We start from the raw sequence: 18,983 nt of genomic DNA, 5'->3' as shown, positions 1-18,983 counted from the left end.
CGCGAACTGGACAGCGGGTGTTTACGCTGCCGGGACGAGGCTCTGCCTGAGCAAGGATCTCGTTTCGAGCGGGGTCACGTACCCGTAGTCGGGGTGCCGACGGAGCCGGCTGCGGTTGTACTCGACCTCGACGTAGCGGAAAACGTCGGCCCGGGCGGCTTCGCGGGTTGCCCAGACGGTGGTTCCGATCTCCGCTTTCAGGATGGCGAACCAGCTTTCCGCGGCGGCATTATCGTAACAAGAGCCGACACGCCCCATCGACTGCCTCATGCGCAACTTGCGTATTTCGCTGCGGAATTCGTCACTCGTGTACTCGGCGAGTTCAACCGGTCGTTGCAACACCGGGCTGTTGTAGTGAGCGTAGTTGCTCCTCGAAGACCTCGGCTGGTGTCCGCCAACCGAGGGTCTTGCGGGGCCGGTTGTTGATCGCCAGGGCGACGGCTTCGAGGTCTGCGGACGACCACCGGGACAGATTGGTGCCCTTCGGGAAGTACTGACGTAGCAGCCCGTTCGTATTCTCGTTCGTCGGTCGTTGCCAGGGCGAGTGCGGATCGGCGAAGAACACCTTCGTCCCGGTTTCGACGGCGAACTGGGCGTGGCCCGAGAGTTCCTTTCCGCGGTCCCAGGTGAGGGTTTTGCGCAGCTGCTCGGGCAACTGCGCCATCGATGCCGTAAGCGCCGTGTTCATCGCGATGGCGCCATAGCCCCCGAGCGAGGGACCGTTTTTCACGGGCGGATTCTCGCCCCAGCCCTCGAGCCGAGGCAGGTGCACGAGGAGCGTGGAGCGGCTGCTGCGCACGACAAGCGTGCCGATCGCGGATCGTCCCGTCCCGATGATCAAATCTCCTTCCCAGTGTCCGGGGACCGCACGGTCCGCAGCCTCGGCGGGGCGTTCACTGAGGACGACCTCTGCGGTGACATGCCCCTGCGGCTTGTTCTGCGACCGGGAACGGGGAGTCCGCAGCGCACGGCCCCTTCCAGGCGCGCGTCTCAGGCCCGGTGACGATCGTGCCGTCGGGGCGACGGACGCTGCCGGCGAGCCGCTCCTGCACGTACTCACGCAGCCTGTCGTTGCCTACGAGTTTCGCGGTCTTCGGACGCTTCGCGGCCTGCTGCGCCTTCCACTGCGCCACCAGGGCCCGGTAAACCGACTTGCCACTCCGGGTCGCCGCGTTGCGGCGCAGCTCGCGTGAGATCGTGCCCGGGTCGCGTCCGATCCTGCGGGCGATCTCGCGCACGCCGATCTCCTGGGCGCGCAGCAGCGCGATCTCCTCACGCTCGGCGAACGACAGGTAGCGGCCCGTGGGCTCATCCAGGCTGATCGGCGGCATGCCGCCAGCGTGACGGAACCACCGGGATCCGACCGGCCATGAAACGCCAACAGCCACCGCGGCCTCCGCCGTCGTCACTCCCGACGCGATCCGCCGCCAGAAGTCCCGCTGCACCGCACGAGACGGCTCCGGTCGGCCTGGCGAACGCATCGACGGTCCCAACGCCCGATCCGCCGTCCACTGCCGTCGCGCACCCGCAGGCAACTTCGGCATCTTCTTCTCGTCTCGCCCCATCGCGCACCTCCGTGATCAAGGCGTTGCGACGACCAGTTGAATCCGCCTTCGCTGCCGCGGTCGCTGTGAAGGATCACACCCTTCACGTCACCGCCGCGGGTGGCCGCGGCCATGTTCAAGGACGCCACGACCAGTTCGGCGTCATGGCGTGCATCCATCGCGTAGCCGAGCAGCCGACGTGAGAACAGGTCGATGACGGTGGCCAGGTAGAGCTTGCCCTCATGGGTGGTGATCTCGGTCATGTCTCCGCACCACACCTGGTCGGGCGCGTCGGCGGTGAGGTCCCGCCGCACGAAGTCCGGGGCCGCCGGCCGTTTGCCGGGCCGGGTCAGCCCGGGCCGGCGGCGGATCTTGCGTCCGGCCAGGCCGGGTTCGGCCATCAGGCGGGCGACGGTGTTCACCGAGTCGCGCCAGCTTGAGCGGACCAGGAGGAGCCATACTTTCGGGGAACCGCAGGTGCCGCCGGAGCTCTCGAAGATCTGCCGGATCGTGTCGGCCAGCTGTCCGCGCCGGAGCTCACGCGCGGTGGTGGGCCTGTCGCGCCACTTGTAGAACCAGGACTCCGACACCCCCAGGACCTGGCAGGCCAGACGGTGCGGGACGCGGTGCCCAATCCTCTGGTCACCGATGAACGCGGCCAGGGCGGCCGGGTCCGTCCCGGTCACTTCACCCAGAGGACCATGCACCGCTTGAGGACATCACGCTCCATCTCCAGCTCGCGTATCCGCTTGTTCTTCTCGCTCATCTCCCGCCGCAGCCGCTCCAGCTCGGCCCGCTCGGCCTCGCGGATCCGGCCACCCGGCGCGGGCTCGGCCGGCCGGCCGGATGACGCCGACCCGTTGCGCCGCCACCGCGACACCCAGCTGTGCAGCGTGCCGGAGTGGACGCCGGGTTCCTCGGCGACCTCCGGGATCGGCCTGCCCGTCTCGATCACAATGCGTACAGCACCCTCACGAAACTCGGGCGTATACGTCCGTTGCTTGGACCCCATGAACCCCGACTTCCCCTGCAATCACGGACTCCACGCTACGAGGGGAGGGACACCGGTGCCGTCCTTCGAGGCCGGCAGACATATGTGCTCCCCGACCAGCGCGGGCAGGCCGCACCGCTCGGCCAGCCGCACCACCGGCTCGAGGCCGCCGTACGCGATCAGGTTCGGGTCGTCGAACGCGGACGAGACCGCCGCTGCGGCGTGGGAAGATTGCATCTCGGAAGTGCCTTGCTGATCGTGCCTGATGTGGCCCTAGAGAAACCCCATCATCGCAGGTCACAAGGCACTTCTTCGTTCCCCGAGAAACTGTCCACAGACAACAAGCCGGTGGATCCGGGCTGATTCGTCCGGGTGTTGGAGCGAAGGCCAGCGGTATCGGCTTGGCCGGGCACCTGCCGCCGGGAGGCATTCCCGCGGGCTTGGCGGAGAACTGCTTCCTCATCGTGCGAAGTGTGTACGAAGCGACCGCCGGCGTACCAGTACACGGTTGCCACGATGCGCAGCGGCAGTAGCAGTGCCTGCACAAGAGCCCTTTTCGTATGTTCGGAGGGCAAAGGGGTCCTTCCCGTCGTGTGGCAGGGCTCATCTCGAGCATGAGTTGGTCATTGGTTGTTTATGGCGCGGCATGCTTCGAGCAAAGGAATCGACTATGAAGATGGGATGGCATCGCGCCCGAAGTCGTGGGCCGCCAGGGGCCAAACTTCGATGGTCGGCAGGCGCCGTGCGCGACCGCGTCCGGCAACGGTCGCTGACCTGCACCGCGTCCGGCCGGTCCCGGCGCCGCGGCTTGAGAGCACGTCTCCGCAGTTCCTAGTGCTGTGACCGCATAGGTTGGCCGGGTCGGGGTTGGGGCGGTTGGATGGGCGACGTTCGTTTCGATCGTGCTTGGAGGTGTGGCGGCCGAGCCTGTGCGTGCCCCCGCACGGCCGTCCCACGGCACCGATCGCGGAATCAAATGGAAAGGCCCATGCCAGTGCCCAAAGTCAGCGGTCACTCGATGCCTCCGCAGTCAGTGACCACCCGCCTTCGGCTTGCAGCCTCAGGGCCTATATGGTGATCCATTCGGCCATCCCGGCATCGTTCTGTACTGAGATGATCAGTTCGCATCGCACAACAAGGACATCCTGGCTCTGCTCAGCGGGGCCGTCCAGATCTTCCTGCAGTACCAGCAGGGTCTCGAGTTCGCTTGCCGTGCGTACGTACTCCAGTTCTTGGTAGGCGTACTTCGCTGCGGCAGCATGGGCGGTAACTGCAGTTGTCACGGTGACGACCGCCGCCACCCATGCACCGGCCTAAAGCGTGTTGCAGAAGACCGTGAGCAGGGTATTTCCCTTTGTATGCGTGGGATGTTGAGGGCTGATCTGTTGTGAGTGGAGACGTTCACGGGGCTGTGGATGAAGCAGTTCGAGCGGTTGCTGAAGGTGGTGCGTGAGCGGGGTGGCGACGGGCCGCACATCGGGCGGCCGTGGAGTCTGCCGCTTGCTGACCGGGGGCTGCTGGTGGCTGTCTACTACCGGACGAACCTCACCATGCGGCAGATGGCGCCGCTCTTCGGGGTCTCGCCGGCCATGGTGTGCAGGGTCACCCAGCGGTCACGGCCCCTCCTCGCGATGGAGCCGACCGCGCGTCCCGTCAATGCCGCGGACCGGCCGATTCCAGGGTTGAAGTGCCGCTTTCGGCACCGGGGCTCGGGCTCAGTCGCCGATGCGGGGCGGGGTTCCGGTGCCGTACACGCGCTCGGCGTGGGCGGCGTACGCGCGCTGTGCGGCGCCCGTCAGCGCCGAGCGCTGCGGCTCGGGCAATTCGGCGAGCAGCGCCTCGACGACCTCCGGGTCCGCCTCATACATCGCCATCCCGAGGGACAGCGGCAACCGCTCCTGCGGGGTCCGGGCCATCCCGTGCTCTCCGAGTTGCCTCCATTCGGCCGCGGTGACGTACCGCTCGGCGAGCGGGAGTATCTCCTTCTCCTCCAACGCCAGGTGCTCCAGGAGCGCGGGCAGCAACCGGGCGAGGGCGTCCGCGAGCCGCCCGCCGTCCAGCGCGGTGGCGCGCCACTCCGGCAGCAGCCCGGTCACCTCCCTGTAGGTCTCCTCGATGGCGGCGTGCTGCTCCTCCATCGTGGGCACGATCGCCGTCGCCCGGTCGCCGGCGCGCTCGAGCAGGCGCGGCCAGAGCAGCAGGTCCTCGCCCTCGTGGTGCAGGTGCAGGACGGAGCACACCTGCTCGGCGTGGGCACCGACCGTCTCCGCGCGCTCCACGTCACCCGGCGCGACGTCGCGCACCAACCGGGGCAGGAGGCGGAACTCCCGGCGCAGCATGGTGTGTGCCATGTACATGTCCCGGATGTCCGCCATGGGCTCGTTCACCGGAGTCACTTGTAACCTCACTTGCCGTGGATCCCTTCGGGAACCACTGTCGGTGGGCCGCCGCCCCGGTCGGGACGGCGGCCCGGGATCGACCGGTCCGGTCAGAGAGAGCCGCCAGGCTTGAGGGCGGCGGCGATGCGCGTCACGCGGCCGCCCAGGTAACGCGCGGCCTCCAGACGGTTGGAGTCCGGCAGGTCGGCGCCGTTGTTGGAGGGGTGCGAGGGGCCGTAGGGGTTGCCACCGGCCGCGAAGAGCAGCGGGTCGGTGTAGCCGGGCGATGCGATGAGTCCACCCCAGTGGTAGAAGGTGTTGTTGATCGCGAGGATGGTGCTCTCCTGGCCGCCGTGGGCGTTGGCCGCGGAGGTGAAGGAGGCGTAGACCTTGTTGGCCAGCTTGCCCTGGGCCCACAGCGGGCCGGTCTGGTCGAGGAACTGCTTGAGCTGCGCGGCCGGCAGGCCGAAGCGGGTCGGCGAGCCGACGAGCACGGCGTCAGCCCACTCGAGGTCGTCGTTGGTGGCCTCGGGGATCTCCTGCGAGACGCGGTGGTTCTCGGCCCACACGGGGTTGCTGTTGATCGCGGCCTCGGGCGCGAGCTCGGCCACGCGGCGCAGCCGGACCTCGGCCCCTTCCTTCTGTGCGCCTTCGGCGATCGCCTGCGCCAGGCTGCGCACGGATCCGGTGGCCGAGTAATAGATGATGGCGACGCGTGTCACGTCTTCACTCCTTGCTGCGGGAAGTGCCGCTAATCCCCGGGTATGAATCGGCGCCGGCACCCGGGGGAGGCCGGCGCAAAGTTCTATCTTGCATTCAGCATCCTAACTACATTTGCGTACGCACGCAATTACGTGGGCGCCGGACCGGTGCCGGCCGGACAGGCCTGTCGGCGTCGGCACCACGCCAATCCTCGCCGCGCTGCACGTGGACTCCACGAGAACCTCAGTCATGGCTCCCGCATGGGGACCTTCGGCGTTCCCTGGATCCCAAACGGAGCACTTCTGGCGCGCGCTGATGCGGCACTTCCAGTACGCCCGGAGGTGGAAGACGGGCCTGACGAATGAGCGCCTGCGTCGCCTCGAATCGCCGTACCCGGTGCTGCGGAGTGCGCGCCGCCATGCCGTCTGGATTTCGACACGGCCGCCGTCACGACGGATCAGGTCCGGCAGATCCCGTGCGTGCCGGAGTGAGCCGGTGGCCCAGCGGCCCGTCACTCCGTGCGCGGCGGCCAGCGAAGCAGAAACACACCCACGGCGGCAGACACGAGGATGACGTATATGCGTAGGCCACTCCCGCGTCCCGCAGCTCAAGCGCCAGGTCCCCCCGGCGACCACCGGAATGGAGATGCCGAGGTACGCGACACGAAAAAGAAGGTCGAGATCGTCGCACGGCAATGCTCGTCGGAAGCCACCGCGCCGACGCCGGTGAGCCCGCCACCGAAGGACATGCCCTGGCCGAGCCCGCCGGCCAGGGCGCCCACGACGAGCACCGCCAGGGACTCCACCACACGGCGCCTGCAGGTGAGCGGGAAGTCGGCCTACCAGTGGCACCAGTTGTGGCGCGATGGCGGTGCGCGGGCTCTGGTTACGCGTGGTCCGAGCGGTTCGCGGTGCCGTCTGTCCCCGCGCTGTCTGGAGAAGCTGGCCGCGTATCTGGAGGAAGGCCCGGCGGCGCACGGTTGGGTGGAGGACCAGGTGTGGACCGCGGCAAGAGTGGCCACACTGATCGGCCGGAAGTTCCACGTCTCCTACAGCGTCTCGGGTGCGACGCGGCTGATGCACCGGCTTGGCTTCAGTCCCCAGGTCCCGGGACGGCGGGTCGCCGAGCGCGACGAGCAGGCCGTCACCGTCTGGAAGGAGGCGACCTGGAACGAGGTAAAGGAGCCCGGGCGGCCTGCGGGGGCTACGTCTGCTTCGAGGACGAGGCAGGCTTCACCCGACGGCCGCCCCAAGGACGCACCTGGGGCCGACGCGGACACACCCCGGTCGTGACCGTCAGCGGGCGCTCGGGACGCCGGTTGGTGGCCGGGCTGATCGCGCTGCGGCCCGGCTCCCGCACCAGGCGGTGCCACCGCCTTCGCACCCACCCCGGCGGCCGCGGCAAGCACCGCAGCATGGGCGAACGCGCTGATCGACGGCGTCCACCACCTCGTCAAGGCGCCCATCGTGCTGATCTGGGACCGCCTGAACACCCACGTCTCCCACGCCATACGCCAACTGATCGCCGAACGTGCGTGGCTCACGGTGTTCCTGCTGCCTGAATCGCCCCGGGTTTGATGGAGACATCGAAGACCCGGAAGGATCCCGAGCATGGCTGCACCCCGTAAGTACCCCGAGGAACTGCGCGAGCGGGCGACCCGGCTCGCCGTCGAGGCCCGCAAGGACCCCGCCGGCCGCGCCGGGGCGATCAGGCGCGTCGCCGAGCAGCTCGACATTCACCCCGAGGCCCTGCGCGGCTGGGTGCGGCAGGCCGAGACCGACGACGGCGCCCGGGCGGGCACCACTTCCCAGGACGCGGCCCGGATCGCGGAGCTGGAGCGAGAGGTGAAGGAACTGCGGCGGGCCAACGCGATACTGAAGTCCGCCTCGGCTTTCTTCGCGTCAATGCCATCGTTGGAGACGTCGACCCGGTGACGGTGCGACAGTGACAGATGCCGATGGGGCTGGCTCTTTTCTTTGCTGCCCCGCCAGTTGAGGGCTTTTCGGCGATGTGCCGCCCCGTCGGCGTCTCCGTTCTTCGCGATGTGGCCTGATAGAAGCGTGCTGCTCGCCCGATTGAGGCGTGCCCCCGCGGAGAACGACGACACCTCGTCCGACTCCCGTTGGAGGCATCCCGTGATCGTGGTCGGTATCGACTCCCACAAGAAGACTCACACCCTGGTCGCGGTGGACCAGGTCGGAAGGCGCCTGACGCAGCTGACCGTGGACGCCACCGCCAGGGGCCACCGGCAGGTCTGCGTCTGGCTGGGACAGTTTGAGCAGGTCCTACTCGCTATCGAGGACTGCCGGCATCTGACCCGACGTTTCGAGGCGGACCTACTGGCGTCGGGGTACGCGGTGGCGCGCGTGCACACGCGACTGATGGCCGGCGCGCGGCGCTCGGCCCGCGAGCGTGGCAAGTCTGATCCGATCGACGCTGAAGCGGTGGCTCGAGTCGCTCTGCGAGAGCCCGATCTGCCCAAGGCCGAGTTGGACGGCCCGACCCGCGAGGTCAAGTTGCGCTCCGATCACCGACGCACTCTGGTCCGACAGCGCACCGCCATCGCCAACAAGCTGCGTTGGTTCCTGCACGAGATCGACCCCGAGCTGGTCGTTCCTTCGCGCGGTCTGAAGCGCCTGTGCGTCCTGGACAGCTTGGAAGCGGGCCTCGTCGCCCGACGCGGAGTCGTGGCGGAGATCGCGTTGGATCTGGTCCAGGATTGTCGGCGCCTGACCCTGCGCATCAACGCGATGGAGGCCCAGCTACGGCATCTGGTTCGCGAACTGGCTCCGAATCTGCTGGCGGTGCCCGGATGCGGGGCCCCGTCGGCGGCGATGATCCTCGGAGAGACGGCCGGGGCCACTCGCTTCAAGTCCAAGGACGCTTTCGCCCGGTTCAACGGCACCGCCCCGATACCCGTCTGGTCCTCCAACACGGTTCGCGTCCGCCTCAATCGGGGAGGCAACCGCACCATCAACAACGCCCTGCACATGGCTGCCGTCACCCAAGTCCGTCAAGACGGGCCCGGCGCTGCGTACTACGCCAAGCAGCTCGCCGCGGGAAAGACCGTGAAAGAGGCTCTGCGACTGCTGCGGCGCCGCATCTCCGACCGGGTCTTCCGGGCTCTGCTGGCAGACGAGGCTGCCCATGACGACCAGCAGATCATCCAGGAACTGCCGCAGGTGGCTTGACATAGAAGCATCGCCGAGCTCGACCGTCCACTGCGCTGAAGGTCGCCTACATCGACCAGCACAAACAGGAGTTCGGCGTCCAGCCGATCTGGCCGGATGGCCGGGGACGCTCCGCGCTGGCCGGAGAAACGCCCCTGCCGGCTGCTCCAAGCTCCGGCACGGGTATGAACCGTCCGTCCTTCGCCCGCACCAGCCAGCCCCGCTTCTCCAGCACGTTGGCACGGTGACGGATCTTCTCCACCTCGTTCTTGATCTCCGCCTCCCGGCCCACCGCCCGCGTCAGCTCCACCCCGTTCACCGGCCCCGAAGCGGCCACCACCGCGGCGAACACCTCCCGATACAGGCCGCTGAGCACCTCTTCACCCATGCCCGACCGCCACACCGGCGGCCGCCCGCCCTGCCCCGCGCCCAAGCCGCTCGATCCCACAGCGACGGCCGTCTTACCACCAGACGACACGGAAACCGGTGCGCTCACAGGGCTCTCCTCGGCCAGCACCGACACGAGTTCCTCACGCCCCACCCGGGCCCGCTCGACCCGCTCCCGCGCGGCATCCACCTCCGCCTGAGCCTGCTCCAGAACCTCCGTCCAGGACTCCAGCTCCTGCCTCGCCCGCGCCTCACGCCGCTCCATCAACCCCAGCACCGACGGCATCACGACCTCCTCGATCAACAACAAGCCGCCCGCTGCCTGCCCCTACCCCCTCGCGATCACACCCCGCACGCAAAGAAGCCCCTGCTCATCGAACAGGGACTCCCTTTGCCACAACGCACCGATGGACGGCTGGTTCCGTCAGCACCCCGACGGCCGCTGCAGGCACGACCCCGGCACCCGGTGGAGCGCGGCGTCGGCACCAGCGATCGGAGGACATGGCCGGGTGACGGGCGGTTAAGCTGTCGCAATGACGGCTGATGTCCCCCTGGATGCAGAAGAAGAGCGCTTCTGGCATGCCCTACAGCGAGTGATTACCGCGTTGCCAAACGCTCTGGACAAAGACCTTCTGAAGTCGACCGGGCTGACGCTGTCCGAGTACACGGTCCTGATGTTCCTGTCCGAGGCAGAGAACCGTGAACTGCGTGTGATCGATCTCGCCGAACTCACCCATCTCTCGGCCAGCCGCATCTCCAGGGTGGTCGACGCCCTGAAAGCCCGTGGTTGGGTGACGAAACGGCGGCACGAGGTGGACGCCCGGGGAAGCCTGGCAAGCCTGACACCCGAGGGAATCAAGCGCCTGGAAGGCGCCTATCCGTCGCTCCTGACCAGTTCGCGCAGGCGCGTCATGAACCACGTGGACCATGACTTTCTCTCGGGTATGGCCGTCCAATTCGAGCGGGTCGCCGACCATCTCGGCTAGTACTCCAGTGCGATTTCGTGATCTATCCAGCGGCTTCGTCGGCGGTCCGTCGTCGGTAGTGGCTGCGCCGGGCTGTCGCCTGGTGGCGTCTGCGCCAGGTGGACCAGTGCACCAGCCTGGCCACGGACATGGCCGGTGGGACGAGGCAGGCAGCGAATAGGCGGCGGATTTCCGGGACGGTCAATGGCATCGGCTCGCGGCTGCTGGCGGGATGGTGCGGATCGACGGCTCGGTCGGGAGCAGCGCCGACTGCAAGGGCAGCGAGGAAGGCCAGGGCGAGCATGGCGAGCGTGATATGCCGGTGCCATGAGGTCCAGTTGCGGACCTGGTAGTGATCGAGTCCGACCTGGCCCTTGGCGGCCTGGAAGCACTCCTCGACACTCCAACGGACACCGGCGACGCGGACCAGCTCGGACAGGGGCACGTCGGTGGGTGACCAGCACAGGTAGAAGGCGAGTTCACCGGTGGCCCGGTTGCGGCGGATGAGCAGGTGGCGGTGGCCGCCGGTGCCGATGCGGACCCAGGCCCAGTCGTAGTAGCGCGGGCCCTTTGCACCGTTGCCGGCGCTGTACCGCTGCCAGGCGGCTGTGGGGAGCCGGCCGACGAGGGTGTCCGCACGCACGAGGGTGCGTCCTTGGTTGATCCGTACCCTGGTGGAGCAGGCCACGGCCAGGACGTAGCCGATGCCGGTCTCCTCCAGACTGACGCGTAGGTGTGGGTCCTGAAGGCAGTCCCGCACCCGTATCGCCAGGCTTCCCTTCGGGAACGCCGCCCGCGCCACCGCCACGGTCTGTTCCGGGATCTCCGGCAGCCCCACCGGCCGCATCGACATCCGTACCGCCTCCACAGCCGCACGACAGAGAAGCGACCTCAGGAACGATCATCACGGACCCGACCTCGCCCCCGCAGCGAATTGCGCAGCAGAGTCGCTGTTGAATGCCTCGGCGAGGGCGTTATCGTACGAATCGCCCTTGGAGCCGACGGAGGCCACTGCGTCTGCCTCGGCCAGGCGTTCGGTGTTGCGACAACCGATTGAGTCCGGGTTGCACGCCGCGATCGGAGTGATGGACCAGTCCGGCCAGGTCGGCGCCAGCGTGGCGGCGTCTCCATATACCCATCTCCTAGGCGTCCAGGGCGAGTTCGGTGTAGAGGCTGGTGGCGACCTGCCAGCCGACGACCATGCGGGAGAAAACGTCGATGACGAACGCGGCGTACACCCAGCCCGAGTGCGTCTTGATGTAGGTGATGTCGGCGACCCGCAGCTGGTTGGGGGCATCCGCGGTGAACTGCCGGCTGACCAGGTCGCGGGGACGGTCGGTCTCAGGTGCGGGCCGAGTGGTGCGCGGGCTCTTGTCCCTGGTCGCGCCGCGCAGGCCGGCCGCGCGCATGAGGCGCTCGACGGTGCATCGGGCCACCGGCCGGCCCGCGCGCGGAGGGCCGCATGGATCTTGCGGGCACCGTAGACGCCGTAGTTGCCGGCGTGGATCACGCGGATCTCCTCGGTCAGTTCCCGGTCGCGGGCGGTGCGGGCGGACTCGGGCCGGGTGTGGGCGGCGTAGTAGGTGCTCGGCGCGATCTCGGCGTCCGTGTCCTTCAGGACGTCGCAGATCGGCTGGACGCCGAACTCCTGTTTGTGCTGGTCGATGTAGGCGACCTTCAGCGCAGTGGACGGTCCAGCTCCGCAGCGAAGAAAGCCGAGGCGGACTTCAGTATCGCGTTGGCCCGCCGCAGTTCCTTCACCTCTCGCTCCAGCTCCGCGATCCGGGCCGCGTCCTGGGAAGTGGTGCCCGCCCGGGCGCCGTCGTCGGTCTCGGCCTGCCGCACCCAGCCGCGCAGGGCCTCGGGGTGAATGTCGATCTGCTCGGCGACGCGCCTGATCGCCCCGGCGCGGCCGGCGGGGTCCTTGCGGGCCTCGACGGCGAGCCGGGTCGCCCGCTCGCGCAGTTCCTCGGGGTACTTACGGGGTGCAGCCATGCTCGGGATCCTTCCGGGTCTTCGATGTCTCCATCAAACCCGGGGCGATTCACCACCGAGGCCTGTTCACCAAGACCGGACCCGCGACCTGCACCCTCGCCAGCTGACCACGAACTTCGCGGCCTTGCCTCATGACCCGACGCATCACCCGCACTGTGGTCTGTCGTCGGTGATCACACGAACGGCCTTGTCGGCAGCTTGCACAGTCCATCCGTCATCATGGACAGCCAGGACCGTTCCGGGCATTCCACCACTGGATGCCACCGGCTCCACGTGGCGGATGGAGCCTTCCAAGCCCCGTAGACGTATCGTCGCCCGGGTAGTCAGAACGTTGAGAGCCGCCACCTTGCGGCAGATCACTGCTGCTGCCTCGGTGAAGTCGATGATCTGCTCCTCCGCGCTGAACGCCGGCACGTAGGAGGCGTGGGCAGAATCCTGAGGGATGCCGTGTTCTCCCGTGAGCGCTTTGTCGGTGCCCTCTTCGATGACTTCGGTGAACATGTCCAACCAACTGGCCATCAGTGCTGGTCCGCTGAGATCCTTCGGCAGCGGCCGCTCACGCTGACTGAGGACGGCACCCGTATCGAACTCGGCTTCGGTCCGGTGAAGGGTCGCGCCGATAGTCTCGGCTCCTTCGTACACCAGCCGCATCGGATTGGGCCCCCGGCCAACGGGAAGCACTGATGGGTGCACATTCAAGGCACCGTAGGCCGGGATATCCAAGATCTCCTGCGGTATCAGACGCGAGAACCCTGCGGAGATCACCAGATCGGGAGCCAATCCAGAGATCAGCGGCGCGGCGATCGTCCGCAGCTTTCCCGTAGCCAGCAAACTTATCCCCTTGCCCATGCCACTCGTCAGCTCACCCTCGCCGTAGCGGCCTGTACCGCCCGGAAGCGTCACGACCAGTGCGATCTGGTGATCATGTCGTTCCGCCCAGCTCGCCAGTAGCTGATAATTGGGCAAAAAAGATGTGAAAACAACCACTCGTGCGCTTTTACTCGACATGCAACCACTGTGCCATGTCGCTGCATGGTGCTACGCAGCGGCCTGCACCCTTCGAAGACAGTCTTACAGGACTGTAAATTCGCTCGACCTTGTCGCACTTTCACGGCAGCTGTAGTTCGTGAGGCGTGAGGCATCGCCGCTGGTGAGCGTGGTGGGTGGGGTGCCTGCGGGCAGAGGTACAGCCACCGGCATCGTGATCTGGGTCTGTACGGTGAACGGCTCTGTCACACATCCGGTGGTGACAGATCGTGAGCATCGACAGCAGCCAGTTGCAGAGAGTGCGGTTGACGCTCTGACCTCGATGTTTCACGAGCGAAGAGCGCTGCGCTGGGAGACGCGGCGTCGGCACGCCAGGCTCGCATCGGAGGTCTCTGTGCAGGCTGGCTATTCCAACCAACGGTCGCTCCAACATACTGGACCTGCGAGCTTTTTGATTCGTGGGTCTACCCGTCGCCATCATCACCGTCCGTCACCACCGGATGTGAGACAGAGCCGTTAGTTTTACAGGTGGGCGAGATTGGCTGCGCTGATCACCTCGGGTACGGGAAAATGGGGCCTGAGGGGCCACGAAGTTTCCGGACAGTGAAGCTTCCCCTTGATGTTGGACACCTGGAGACTGGGACGTGAAGTTCCAGAGGAAGTAGTGCCAGGTGGGAAGCAAGAGCAACCGCAGCAAGCGGTACTCGGAGGAGTTCAAGCGGGACGCGGTCGCCCTCGTTCGCTCCTCCGGCAGGACGGTCACCGAGGTGGCCAGGGACCTCGGGGTCAGCGCCGAGGGGCTGCGGAACTGGGTCAGGCAGGATCAGGCCGACCGGGGTCAGGGGGCGCCGGGCGAGCTGACGACGGCCGAGCGGGAGGAGTTGCGCCGGCTGCGCAGGCTGGCCCGCGAGCAGGCCGAGACCATTGAGGTGCTGCGAAAAGCGGCGGTCTTCTTCGCGAAAGAGAGCGATCGGTGAGCGCGGTGTATGCGTTGCCGGCTGCTGAAAGTGGCCCGCTCCTCCTTCTATGCCTGGCGGGCCGGGCAGCAGGCCCGCACCGCCCGGAAGGCTGCCGACGACGCCCTCGCGCACGAGATCACGGTGTTGCACATCGCCTCGCGGCGCGCGTACGGAGTGCCGCGCATCCACGCTGAGCTGCGTCGGCTCGGTCACCGGGTCAACCGCAAGCGCATCGAGCGAGTCATGCGCGAACGCGGCATCACCGGAGTCACCCGCCGCAGGCGGCGGAGTCTGACCCGTCCGGCGAAGAAGGCCGTGCCCGCGACGGACCTGCTCGGCCGTGACTTCACCGCCCGTGAGCCCGGCACTCGGCTGGTCGGCGATATCACCTTCATCGCCACCGACGAGGGCTGGCTCTACCTCGCGACCTGGCTGGACCTGGCGACCCGCGAGGTGGTCGGCTACTCGATGGCCGACCATCACCGGGCGAGCCTGGTCGTCGACGCACTGACCATGGCCACCGGCCGCGGCCGTCTGCAGCCCGGCTGCATCGCGCACTCGGACCGCGGCAGCGAGTACACGTCCAAGGAACTCCGCCGTGAGATAGGCCGGTTGGGGCTTCGGCAGAGCATGGGCCGGACCGGCTCGTGCTTCGACAATGCCGCCGCCGAGTCGTTCTTCGCGGTACTGAAGGAAGAGATCGGCACCCGCCAGTGGCGCGACCGGGCCACCGCCCGCGCCGAGATCTTCGCGTTCATCGAGACCTTCTACAACCGCAGGCGGCTGCGGAAGCATCCAGTGTGGGGCTATCTGACCCCGTTGGAGATCCGGCAGCGGCACGAGCACGGACATGCCCTCGCGGCGTAAGTGCTGAGTGTCCAACATCACGGGGGAACTTCAGCGGGGCGTGGCTGTATCTCGCCTGCGTCCTGGACATCTGCTCACGCCGGGTGCTCGGCTACTCGATGGCCACCCATATGCGGGCCGAGCTGGTCATCGACGCCCTCAAGATGGCGGTGGCGGCCCGCGGCGGGCACGTGGACGGCGTGATCTTTCATGCGGACAGGGGCTCGCAGTACACCGCTGCCGCGTTCGCACAGGTCTGCGACGGTTTCGGGATCCGCAGGAGCATGGGCCGGGTCGGCTCGAGTTACGACAACGCCCTCGCCGAGTCATTCTGGCAGGGGCTCAAGAGGGAGACGATGCACCAGAGGCTGTTCTCGACGATGCGTCAGGCGAGGCAGGAAATCTTCCAGTGGCTGACCTACTACAACGCCCGCAGACGCCACAGTGCCCTCAACTACCTCTCACCGGTGGAGTTCGAACAGCAGCATCTGCGAGCAGCTAAACTCTCAATCGCGGCATGAGCCCCTGTGTCCACACCCCGGGGGACGCCTCAGTGCGTTGTGGCAAAGGGAGTCCCTGTTCGATGAGCAGGGGCTTCTTCGTGTGCGGGGTGTGATCGTGGAGGGGTAGGGGCAGGCAGCGGACGGCTTGTTGTTGATCGAGGAGGTTGTGATGCCGTCGGTGCTGGGGTTGATGGAGCGGCGTGAGGCGCGGGCGAGGCAGGAGCTGGAGTCCTGGACGGAGGTCCTCGAGCAGGCTCAGGCGGAGGTGGATGCCGCGCGGGAGCGGGTCGAGCGGGCCCGGGTGGGGCGTGAGGAGCTGGTGTCGGTGCTGGCCGAGGAGAGCGCGGTGGATACGCCGGTTTCTGTGCTGTCTGGTGGTGAGGTGGCTGCCGCTGGGGGACCGAACGGTTCAGGCCCGGTGCATGGTGGGCGGCCGCCGGTGTGGCGGCCGGGCATCGGTGAGGAGGTGCTCAGCGGCGTGTATCGGGAGGTGTTCGCCGCGGTGGTGGCCGCTTCGGGGCCGGTGAACGGGGTGGAGCTGACCCGGGCGGTGGGCCGGGAGGCGGAGATCAAGAACGAGGTGGAGAAGATCCGTCACCGTGCCAACGTGCTGGAGAAGCGGGGCTGGCTGCTGCGGGCGGAGGACGGGCGGTTCACGCCGGCGCCGGGAGCAGTCGCTCGGGACGCTTCTCCGGCCAGCGCGGAGCGTCTGCGGCCAGGCGCCTCGACAGCCTGATCACGGCGGCCCACCACACCATCTGCTGGTGGTGATCGGGGCGGCGTTCGTGGTCGCGGTTGAGGCGGCGTGAGCGGGAGAGCCAGCTCAGCGTTCGCTCCACCACCCACCTGCGGGCCAGTACGACAAATCCGCGTTGTCCGTCGGACCGGCGCACGACCTCGATCCGCACCCCGTGGCGGGCGAACGCCTTCGCCAGCGCCGGACCCTGGTAGGCGCTGTCGACCCACACCAGTTTTAGCAGTCGGCCCGGCTGTTCCATGAATGCCTCCAGCAGCGCCGGGGCGGCCTTGGAGTCATGCACATCCGCTGTGGTCACGGTGACCTCCAGGAGCAGGCCCTCTGTGTCGGTCAGGATGTGGCGCTTGCGGCCGTCACATGACTTGCCGCCGTCGTATCCGCGACTGTCCTCACCGACGGTTTCGGAGGCGTCCACCGACTGACTGTCGATGATCCCCCCACTGGGCTCGGCGTTGCGGCCCGTGCGTTCCCTCGCCGAGCGTCGCAGGCGTTCGTACAGCTCACGCACGTAGTCGTAGGACCGCCAGCGGCGGAAGAAATCGTAGACCGCCCGCCAGTACGGGAAGTCGACCGGCAGAGCCGTCCACTTCACACCGTTGTCGACGAGGTAGCGCACCGCGTCGAGCATCTCGCGATGGCAAAACGCCTCCGGGCGCCCGCCCCGCTTCAGGAGCCAGGCCGGCACCGGCATCACGGAGCGGACCTCGGCCCACTCCGCGTCCGTCATGTCACTCGGATAGCAGCCTGCCCGCCGCCCCGCAGCGATCGAACCGAACCGGTGCACGTAGCAGTCACACCCAAGGGTGACCGCAGTGGACGCAGGCACAGCAGAGATGGTCAACTCGTCCGACAACGGGCCTCCTTGCTCGTGACCGGCCTCAACAACCACGTCACTACCAAGGGGCCCGTTTCTCTATGCCCACGACCGCACCGGCATCTCTGTCCGAATGATCACCCGCACCGCGGGCTTCGAACGAGATCCGGTTTGCCACAACGCACTCAGAGCCGCAAAGCCCCCAGGAATGGGAGCAGTGGCTACGGGCGACCCGGACGGCGGTGCGCGGCAACGCGCTCACCCTCATCCCGGACGCAGGTCAGCCGGACGATCGTGTCGCCTTCCGACTGATTCACGTCCACTGCCACCGCTGGCGCGGTAGCCGTGGACCGGCAAATCTGGCTGCCCGTGGGCCTTCAGGGCCTGCTTGAGCCGGATACGGTCAACGCCGCCCGTCCGGTTCTGAGGGGGGTACGGCGCAGCAATGCGCCGCACCTACCCGACAGGTGGAATCGGCCTATCGGCAGATCAAGACCTTCCAGCGGGGCCGGCAGGAAGTTCTGCGATCCACCGACCCGCAGCTGGTAAGCCAGGAAGTGTGGGCGCACCTGGTCGTGCACCACTGCCTGACCGGCATCATCATGCAACTCGCTGACAGCAACGGCATCGACCCGGACCGCATCTCGTTCGTCAAGGTCCTCAAGCACACCCGACGCAGCGTGGTCCGCCAGCTCGCCGACACCCCGTCGAAGATCCGCCGGTTCCTGACCGCGCTGGCGGCCAAGGTCCGCCGGAAACTCGACAGTGGCACCTGCCGACTGCGAGAGGCAGACCGCTTCCTGAAACGGCAACTCGCTGTACTCCTACCGGCCGAAGGACAAACCGAAAGCCCCACCACGCCACGCACCCGCCAGGACCATCACACTGCAGGCGACGATAGTTCAGTAGTCAAACAACGGCATTGTGTGCCAGGTGGGAAGTGGCAGACCGTGATCTCGAGCCCACTCTCCTGCGCGAAGGCGTGCAGATGCTACTTCCATGTCCAGCGGCGGGGATCGTTGGAGCCGCCGGAGTCGGCGGTGATCAGCAGCCGGGTGGCGTCCGGGTGGTCAGCTTGTCCGCCGTGCTGCCACCAGCGGCGGATGGACTCCACCGCGAACTCGGAGGTGTCATGATCGGTTCCGATGTTGCCCCAGCCGCTGTTGTGGGCAATGTCGTAGATCCCGAAGGGGATGACTACCGGCTGGTCGCTGGTGATGAAGGTATGGCAGTCCGCTTTGATCGGGTTTCCGCCCGGTCGTCAGGTGCGGCCGGACCGGTCGCGGTCGCCGAGCCTCTTTGGTCTTGGTGTCGATACTGATCACCGGCTGGTTGTCGTTGAGGAAGGCGGCGGCGGTGCGGTTCAGGTGGGCGAACTGGGCATCGCGGTCCGGATGGCCGACGCCCTCGTGGGTCTTCGCGGTGCCCTGCAGGCTGTAGCCCAGGGTGTGCAGCAGGTGCCCGACGGTCGTGGCGCTGACCGGGTGGCCCTGGTCGGTCAACGACGATGCCAAGGCGCGCAGCGACAGCGTGGTCCAGCGCAGCGGGTAGACGGGGTCGCCGCGAGTGTGCGGCTCGATCAACGCCTCGAGTGCCGGCAGTAGACCGGAATCGGTGGTCGTCAAAGGCTTGCGGCCGCCTCCCGGAACCCGGATCCGACGGGTCGGTGCAGGCTGCCCGGCCAGCTCGGCGATGCCGCGTGCGATGGTGGCGGTGCTGGTACCGGAGGCCGCCGCCACCAGAGTGATGCCGCCGTGGCCGATCGCGGTGGCCTCGCTGGCCAGATAGAGCCGACGACGGCGCTCATCAAGGTGCGGCAGGATCTGGTCGAACTTTGTCTGCAGGGCTTCGGCCGCTGTACGGGGGTGGGGATGCGTAGCCATGCCGCAGCCTCCCACCGGCACCCTGACGATGACGATGCTTCAGATCAAAACTGACAGTTATTCAATTGCAAGCCCCCAGGCGGCAGCAGGGCGGCCACTTCG

At 67.4% G+C, this 18,983-nt stretch carries 20 protein-coding genes and 6 pseudogenes; 9 read left to right on the top strand and 17 right to left on the bottom strand.

The features are described 5' to 3' along the window. Window positions 1-21: 21 nt before the first annotated feature. From OG507_RS39465 to OG507_RS39440, 6 genes and pseudogenes are all read right to left on the bottom strand, one after another. Window positions 22-342 (bottom strand): integrase core domain-containing protein, encoded by a 321-nt coding sequence (locus OG507_RS39465; RefSeq protein ID WP_327365033.1) that lies wholly within the window; start codon window positions 340-342, stop codon window positions 22-24. Further along, a pseudogene (locus tag OG507_RS39460) lies at window positions 323-1,481 on the bottom strand (IS30 family transposase). Before OG507_RS39460 ends, OG507_RS39465 begins: the two are co-directional and overlap by 20 nt. Further along, window positions 1,406-2,230, bottom strand: a complete 825-nt coding sequence (locus tag OG507_RS39455) for an IS3 family transposase (RefSeq protein ID WP_327365034.1) — start codon at window positions 2,228-2,230, stop codon at window positions 1,406-1,408. The pseudogene OG507_RS39460 and the gene OG507_RS39455 overlap by 76 nt, the downstream one beginning before the upstream one ends. Beyond that, entirely contained in the window at window positions 2,227-2,556 is a 330-nt protein-coding gene (locus tag OG507_RS39450; protein ID WP_327365035.1) for a transposase, read from the bottom strand. Before OG507_RS39450 ends, OG507_RS39455 begins: the two co-directional genes overlap by 4 nt. A gap of 21 nt (window positions 2,557-2,577) precedes the next feature. Beyond that, window positions 2,578-2,772, bottom strand: coding sequence for a hypothetical protein (locus OG507_RS39445; protein WP_327365036.1), 195 nt, complete (start codon window positions 2,770-2,772; stop codon window positions 2,578-2,580). Between the two features lie 830 nt (window positions 2,773-3,602). Next, window positions 3,603-3,836: a hypothetical protein gene (locus OG507_RS39440; RefSeq protein ID WP_327365037.1), complete on the bottom strand. Its 234-nt coding sequence runs from the start codon at window positions 3,834-3,836 to the stop codon at window positions 3,603-3,605. Between the two features lie 114 nt (window positions 3,837-3,950). On the opposite strand from OG507_RS39440, the pseudogene OG507_RS39435 reads away from it, so the two are divergent. Then, a pseudogene (locus tag OG507_RS39435) lies at window positions 3,951-4,184 on the top strand (helix-turn-helix domain-containing protein); the annotation flags it as partial. A gap of 66 nt (window positions 4,185-4,250) precedes the next feature. Here OG507_RS39435 and OG507_RS39430 read toward each other — a convergent pair. Both OG507_RS39430 and wrbA read right to left on the bottom strand, forming a co-directional pair. After that, complete coding sequence (locus tag OG507_RS39430) at window positions 4,251-4,922, bottom strand: hemerythrin domain-containing protein (protein ID WP_327365038.1); 672 nt, start codon at window positions 4,920-4,922, stop codon at window positions 4,251-4,253. Between the two features lie 101 nt (window positions 4,923-5,023). Then, complete coding sequence (gene wrbA, locus OG507_RS39425; protein WP_327365040.1) at window positions 5,024-5,635, bottom strand: NAD(P)H:quinone oxidoreductase; 612 nt, start codon at window positions 5,633-5,635, stop codon at window positions 5,024-5,026. Between the two features lie 789 nt (window positions 5,636-6,424). Here wrbA and OG507_RS40605 point away from each other — a divergent pair. The 3 genes and pseudogenes from OG507_RS40605 to OG507_RS39405 all read left to right on the top strand — a co-directional run. Next, window positions 6,425-7,174: pseudogene (locus OG507_RS40605) on the top strand (winged helix-turn-helix domain-containing protein); the annotation flags it as partial. Between the two features lie 51 nt (window positions 7,175-7,225). Next, window positions 7,226-7,549 carry a transposase gene (locus OG507_RS39410; RefSeq protein WP_327365042.1) on the top strand — a complete coding sequence of 108 codons (324 nt, stop codon included), beginning with the start codon at window positions 7,226-7,228 and terminating at the stop codon, window positions 7,547-7,549. Between the two features lie 108 nt (window positions 7,550-7,657). Then, entirely contained in the window at window positions 7,658-8,806 is a 1,149-nt protein-coding gene (locus OG507_RS39405; RefSeq protein WP_327365043.1) for an IS110 family transposase, read from the top strand. A gap of 46 nt (window positions 8,807-8,852) precedes the next feature. Here the strand turns inward: OG507_RS39405 and OG507_RS39400 are convergent, their stop codons facing one another. Further along, a complete protein-coding gene (locus tag OG507_RS39400; protein ID WP_327365044.1) occupies window positions 8,853-9,458 on the bottom strand; it encodes a hypothetical protein in 606 nt (201 codons plus the stop codon). A 247-nt stretch (window positions 9,459-9,705) separates the two neighbouring features. Here OG507_RS39400 and OG507_RS39395 point away from each other — a divergent pair, with 247 nt between their 5' ends. After that, window positions 9,706-10,158, top strand: a complete 453-nt coding sequence (locus OG507_RS39395; protein ID WP_327365045.1) for a MarR family winged helix-turn-helix transcriptional regulator — start codon at window positions 9,706-9,708, stop codon at window positions 10,156-10,158. Between the two features lie 22 nt (window positions 10,159-10,180). Here the strand turns inward: OG507_RS39395 and OG507_RS39390 are convergent, their stop codons facing one another. The 5 genes and pseudogenes from OG507_RS39390 to OG507_RS39375 all read right to left on the bottom strand — a co-directional run bounded on the left by OG507_RS39390 (window position 10,181) and on the right by OG507_RS39375 (window position 13,140). Continuing rightward, a complete protein-coding gene (locus tag OG507_RS39390) occupies window positions 10,181-10,990 on the bottom strand; it encodes an IS701 family transposase (protein WP_327365046.1) in 810 nt (269 codons plus the stop codon). Between the two features lie 289 nt (window positions 10,991-11,279). Beyond that, entirely contained in the window at window positions 11,280-11,546 is a 267-nt protein-coding gene (locus tag OG507_RS39385; protein WP_327365047.1) for a DDE-type integrase/transposase/recombinase, read from the bottom strand. A 41-nt stretch (window positions 11,547-11,587) separates the two neighbouring features. Then, a pseudogene (locus tag OG507_RS40600) lies at window positions 11,588-11,665 on the bottom strand (IS3 family transposase); the annotation flags it as partial. 149 nt (window positions 11,666-11,814) lie between these two features. Next, window positions 11,815-12,132, bottom strand: coding sequence for a transposase (locus OG507_RS39380; protein ID WP_327365048.1), 318 nt, complete (start codon window positions 12,130-12,132; stop codon window positions 11,815-11,817). Between the two features lie 144 nt (window positions 12,133-12,276). After that, the gene (locus tag OG507_RS39375) at window positions 12,277-13,140 is read right to left on the bottom strand and encodes a methionyl-tRNA formyltransferase (protein ID WP_327365049.1); all 864 of its coding nucleotides are present in this window, start codon (window positions 13,138-13,140) and stop codon (window positions 12,277-12,279) included. Window positions 13,141-13,790: 650 nt separating this feature from the next. Here OG507_RS39375 and OG507_RS39370 point away from each other — a divergent pair. The 4 genes and pseudogenes from OG507_RS39370 to OG507_RS39355 all read left to right on the top strand — a co-directional run bounded on the left by OG507_RS39370 (window position 13,791) and on the right by OG507_RS39355 (window position 16,163). Further along, window positions 13,791-14,096, top strand: a complete 306-nt coding sequence (locus OG507_RS39370; RefSeq protein ID WP_327365050.1) for a transposase — start codon at window positions 13,791-13,793, stop codon at window positions 14,094-14,096. Window positions 14,097-14,105: 9 nt separating this feature from the next. Continuing rightward, window positions 14,106-14,945: an IS3 family transposase gene (locus OG507_RS39365; protein WP_327365051.1), complete on the top strand. Its 840-nt coding sequence runs from the start codon at window positions 14,106-14,108 to the stop codon at window positions 14,943-14,945. A gap of 38 nt (window positions 14,946-14,983) precedes the next feature. Continuing rightward, window positions 14,984-15,445, top strand: a pseudogene (locus OG507_RS39360) (IS3 family transposase); the annotation flags it as partial. A gap of 151 nt (window positions 15,446-15,596) precedes the next feature. Further along, window positions 15,597-16,163: a hypothetical protein gene (locus OG507_RS39355; RefSeq protein WP_327365053.1), complete on the top strand. Its 567-nt coding sequence runs from the start codon at window positions 15,597-15,599 to the stop codon at window positions 16,161-16,163. Here OG507_RS39355 and OG507_RS39350 read toward each other — a convergent pair. The 3 genes and pseudogenes from OG507_RS39350 to OG507_RS39340 all read right to left on the bottom strand — a co-directional run. Further along, window positions 16,081-16,911, bottom strand: coding sequence for an IS5 family transposase (locus OG507_RS39350; protein WP_327365054.1), 831 nt, complete (start codon window positions 16,909-16,911; stop codon window positions 16,081-16,083). The two genes, OG507_RS39355 and OG507_RS39350, sit on opposite strands and share 83 nt — an antisense overlap. A 464-nt stretch (window positions 16,912-17,375) precedes the next feature. Then, the gene (locus tag OG507_RS39345) at window positions 17,376-17,810 is read right to left on the bottom strand and encodes a hypothetical protein (protein WP_327365055.1); all 435 of its coding nucleotides are present in this window, start codon (window positions 17,808-17,810) and stop codon (window positions 17,376-17,378) included. 113 nt (window positions 17,811-17,923) lie between these two features. Then, window positions 17,924-18,881: pseudogene (locus OG507_RS39340) on the bottom strand (ISAzo13 family transposase); the annotation flags it as partial. Window positions 18,882-18,983: the final 102 nt, after the last annotated feature.

This window comes from Streptomyces sp. NBC_01217, assembly GCF_035994185.1.
In the GTDB taxonomy this organism is placed as follows: Bacteria; Actinomycetota; Actinomycetes; order Streptomycetales; family Streptomycetaceae; genus Streptomyces.
The sequence above is the reverse complement of the archived record's forward strand: the minus strand, read 5'-3'. Positions and strand labels throughout refer to the sequence as shown.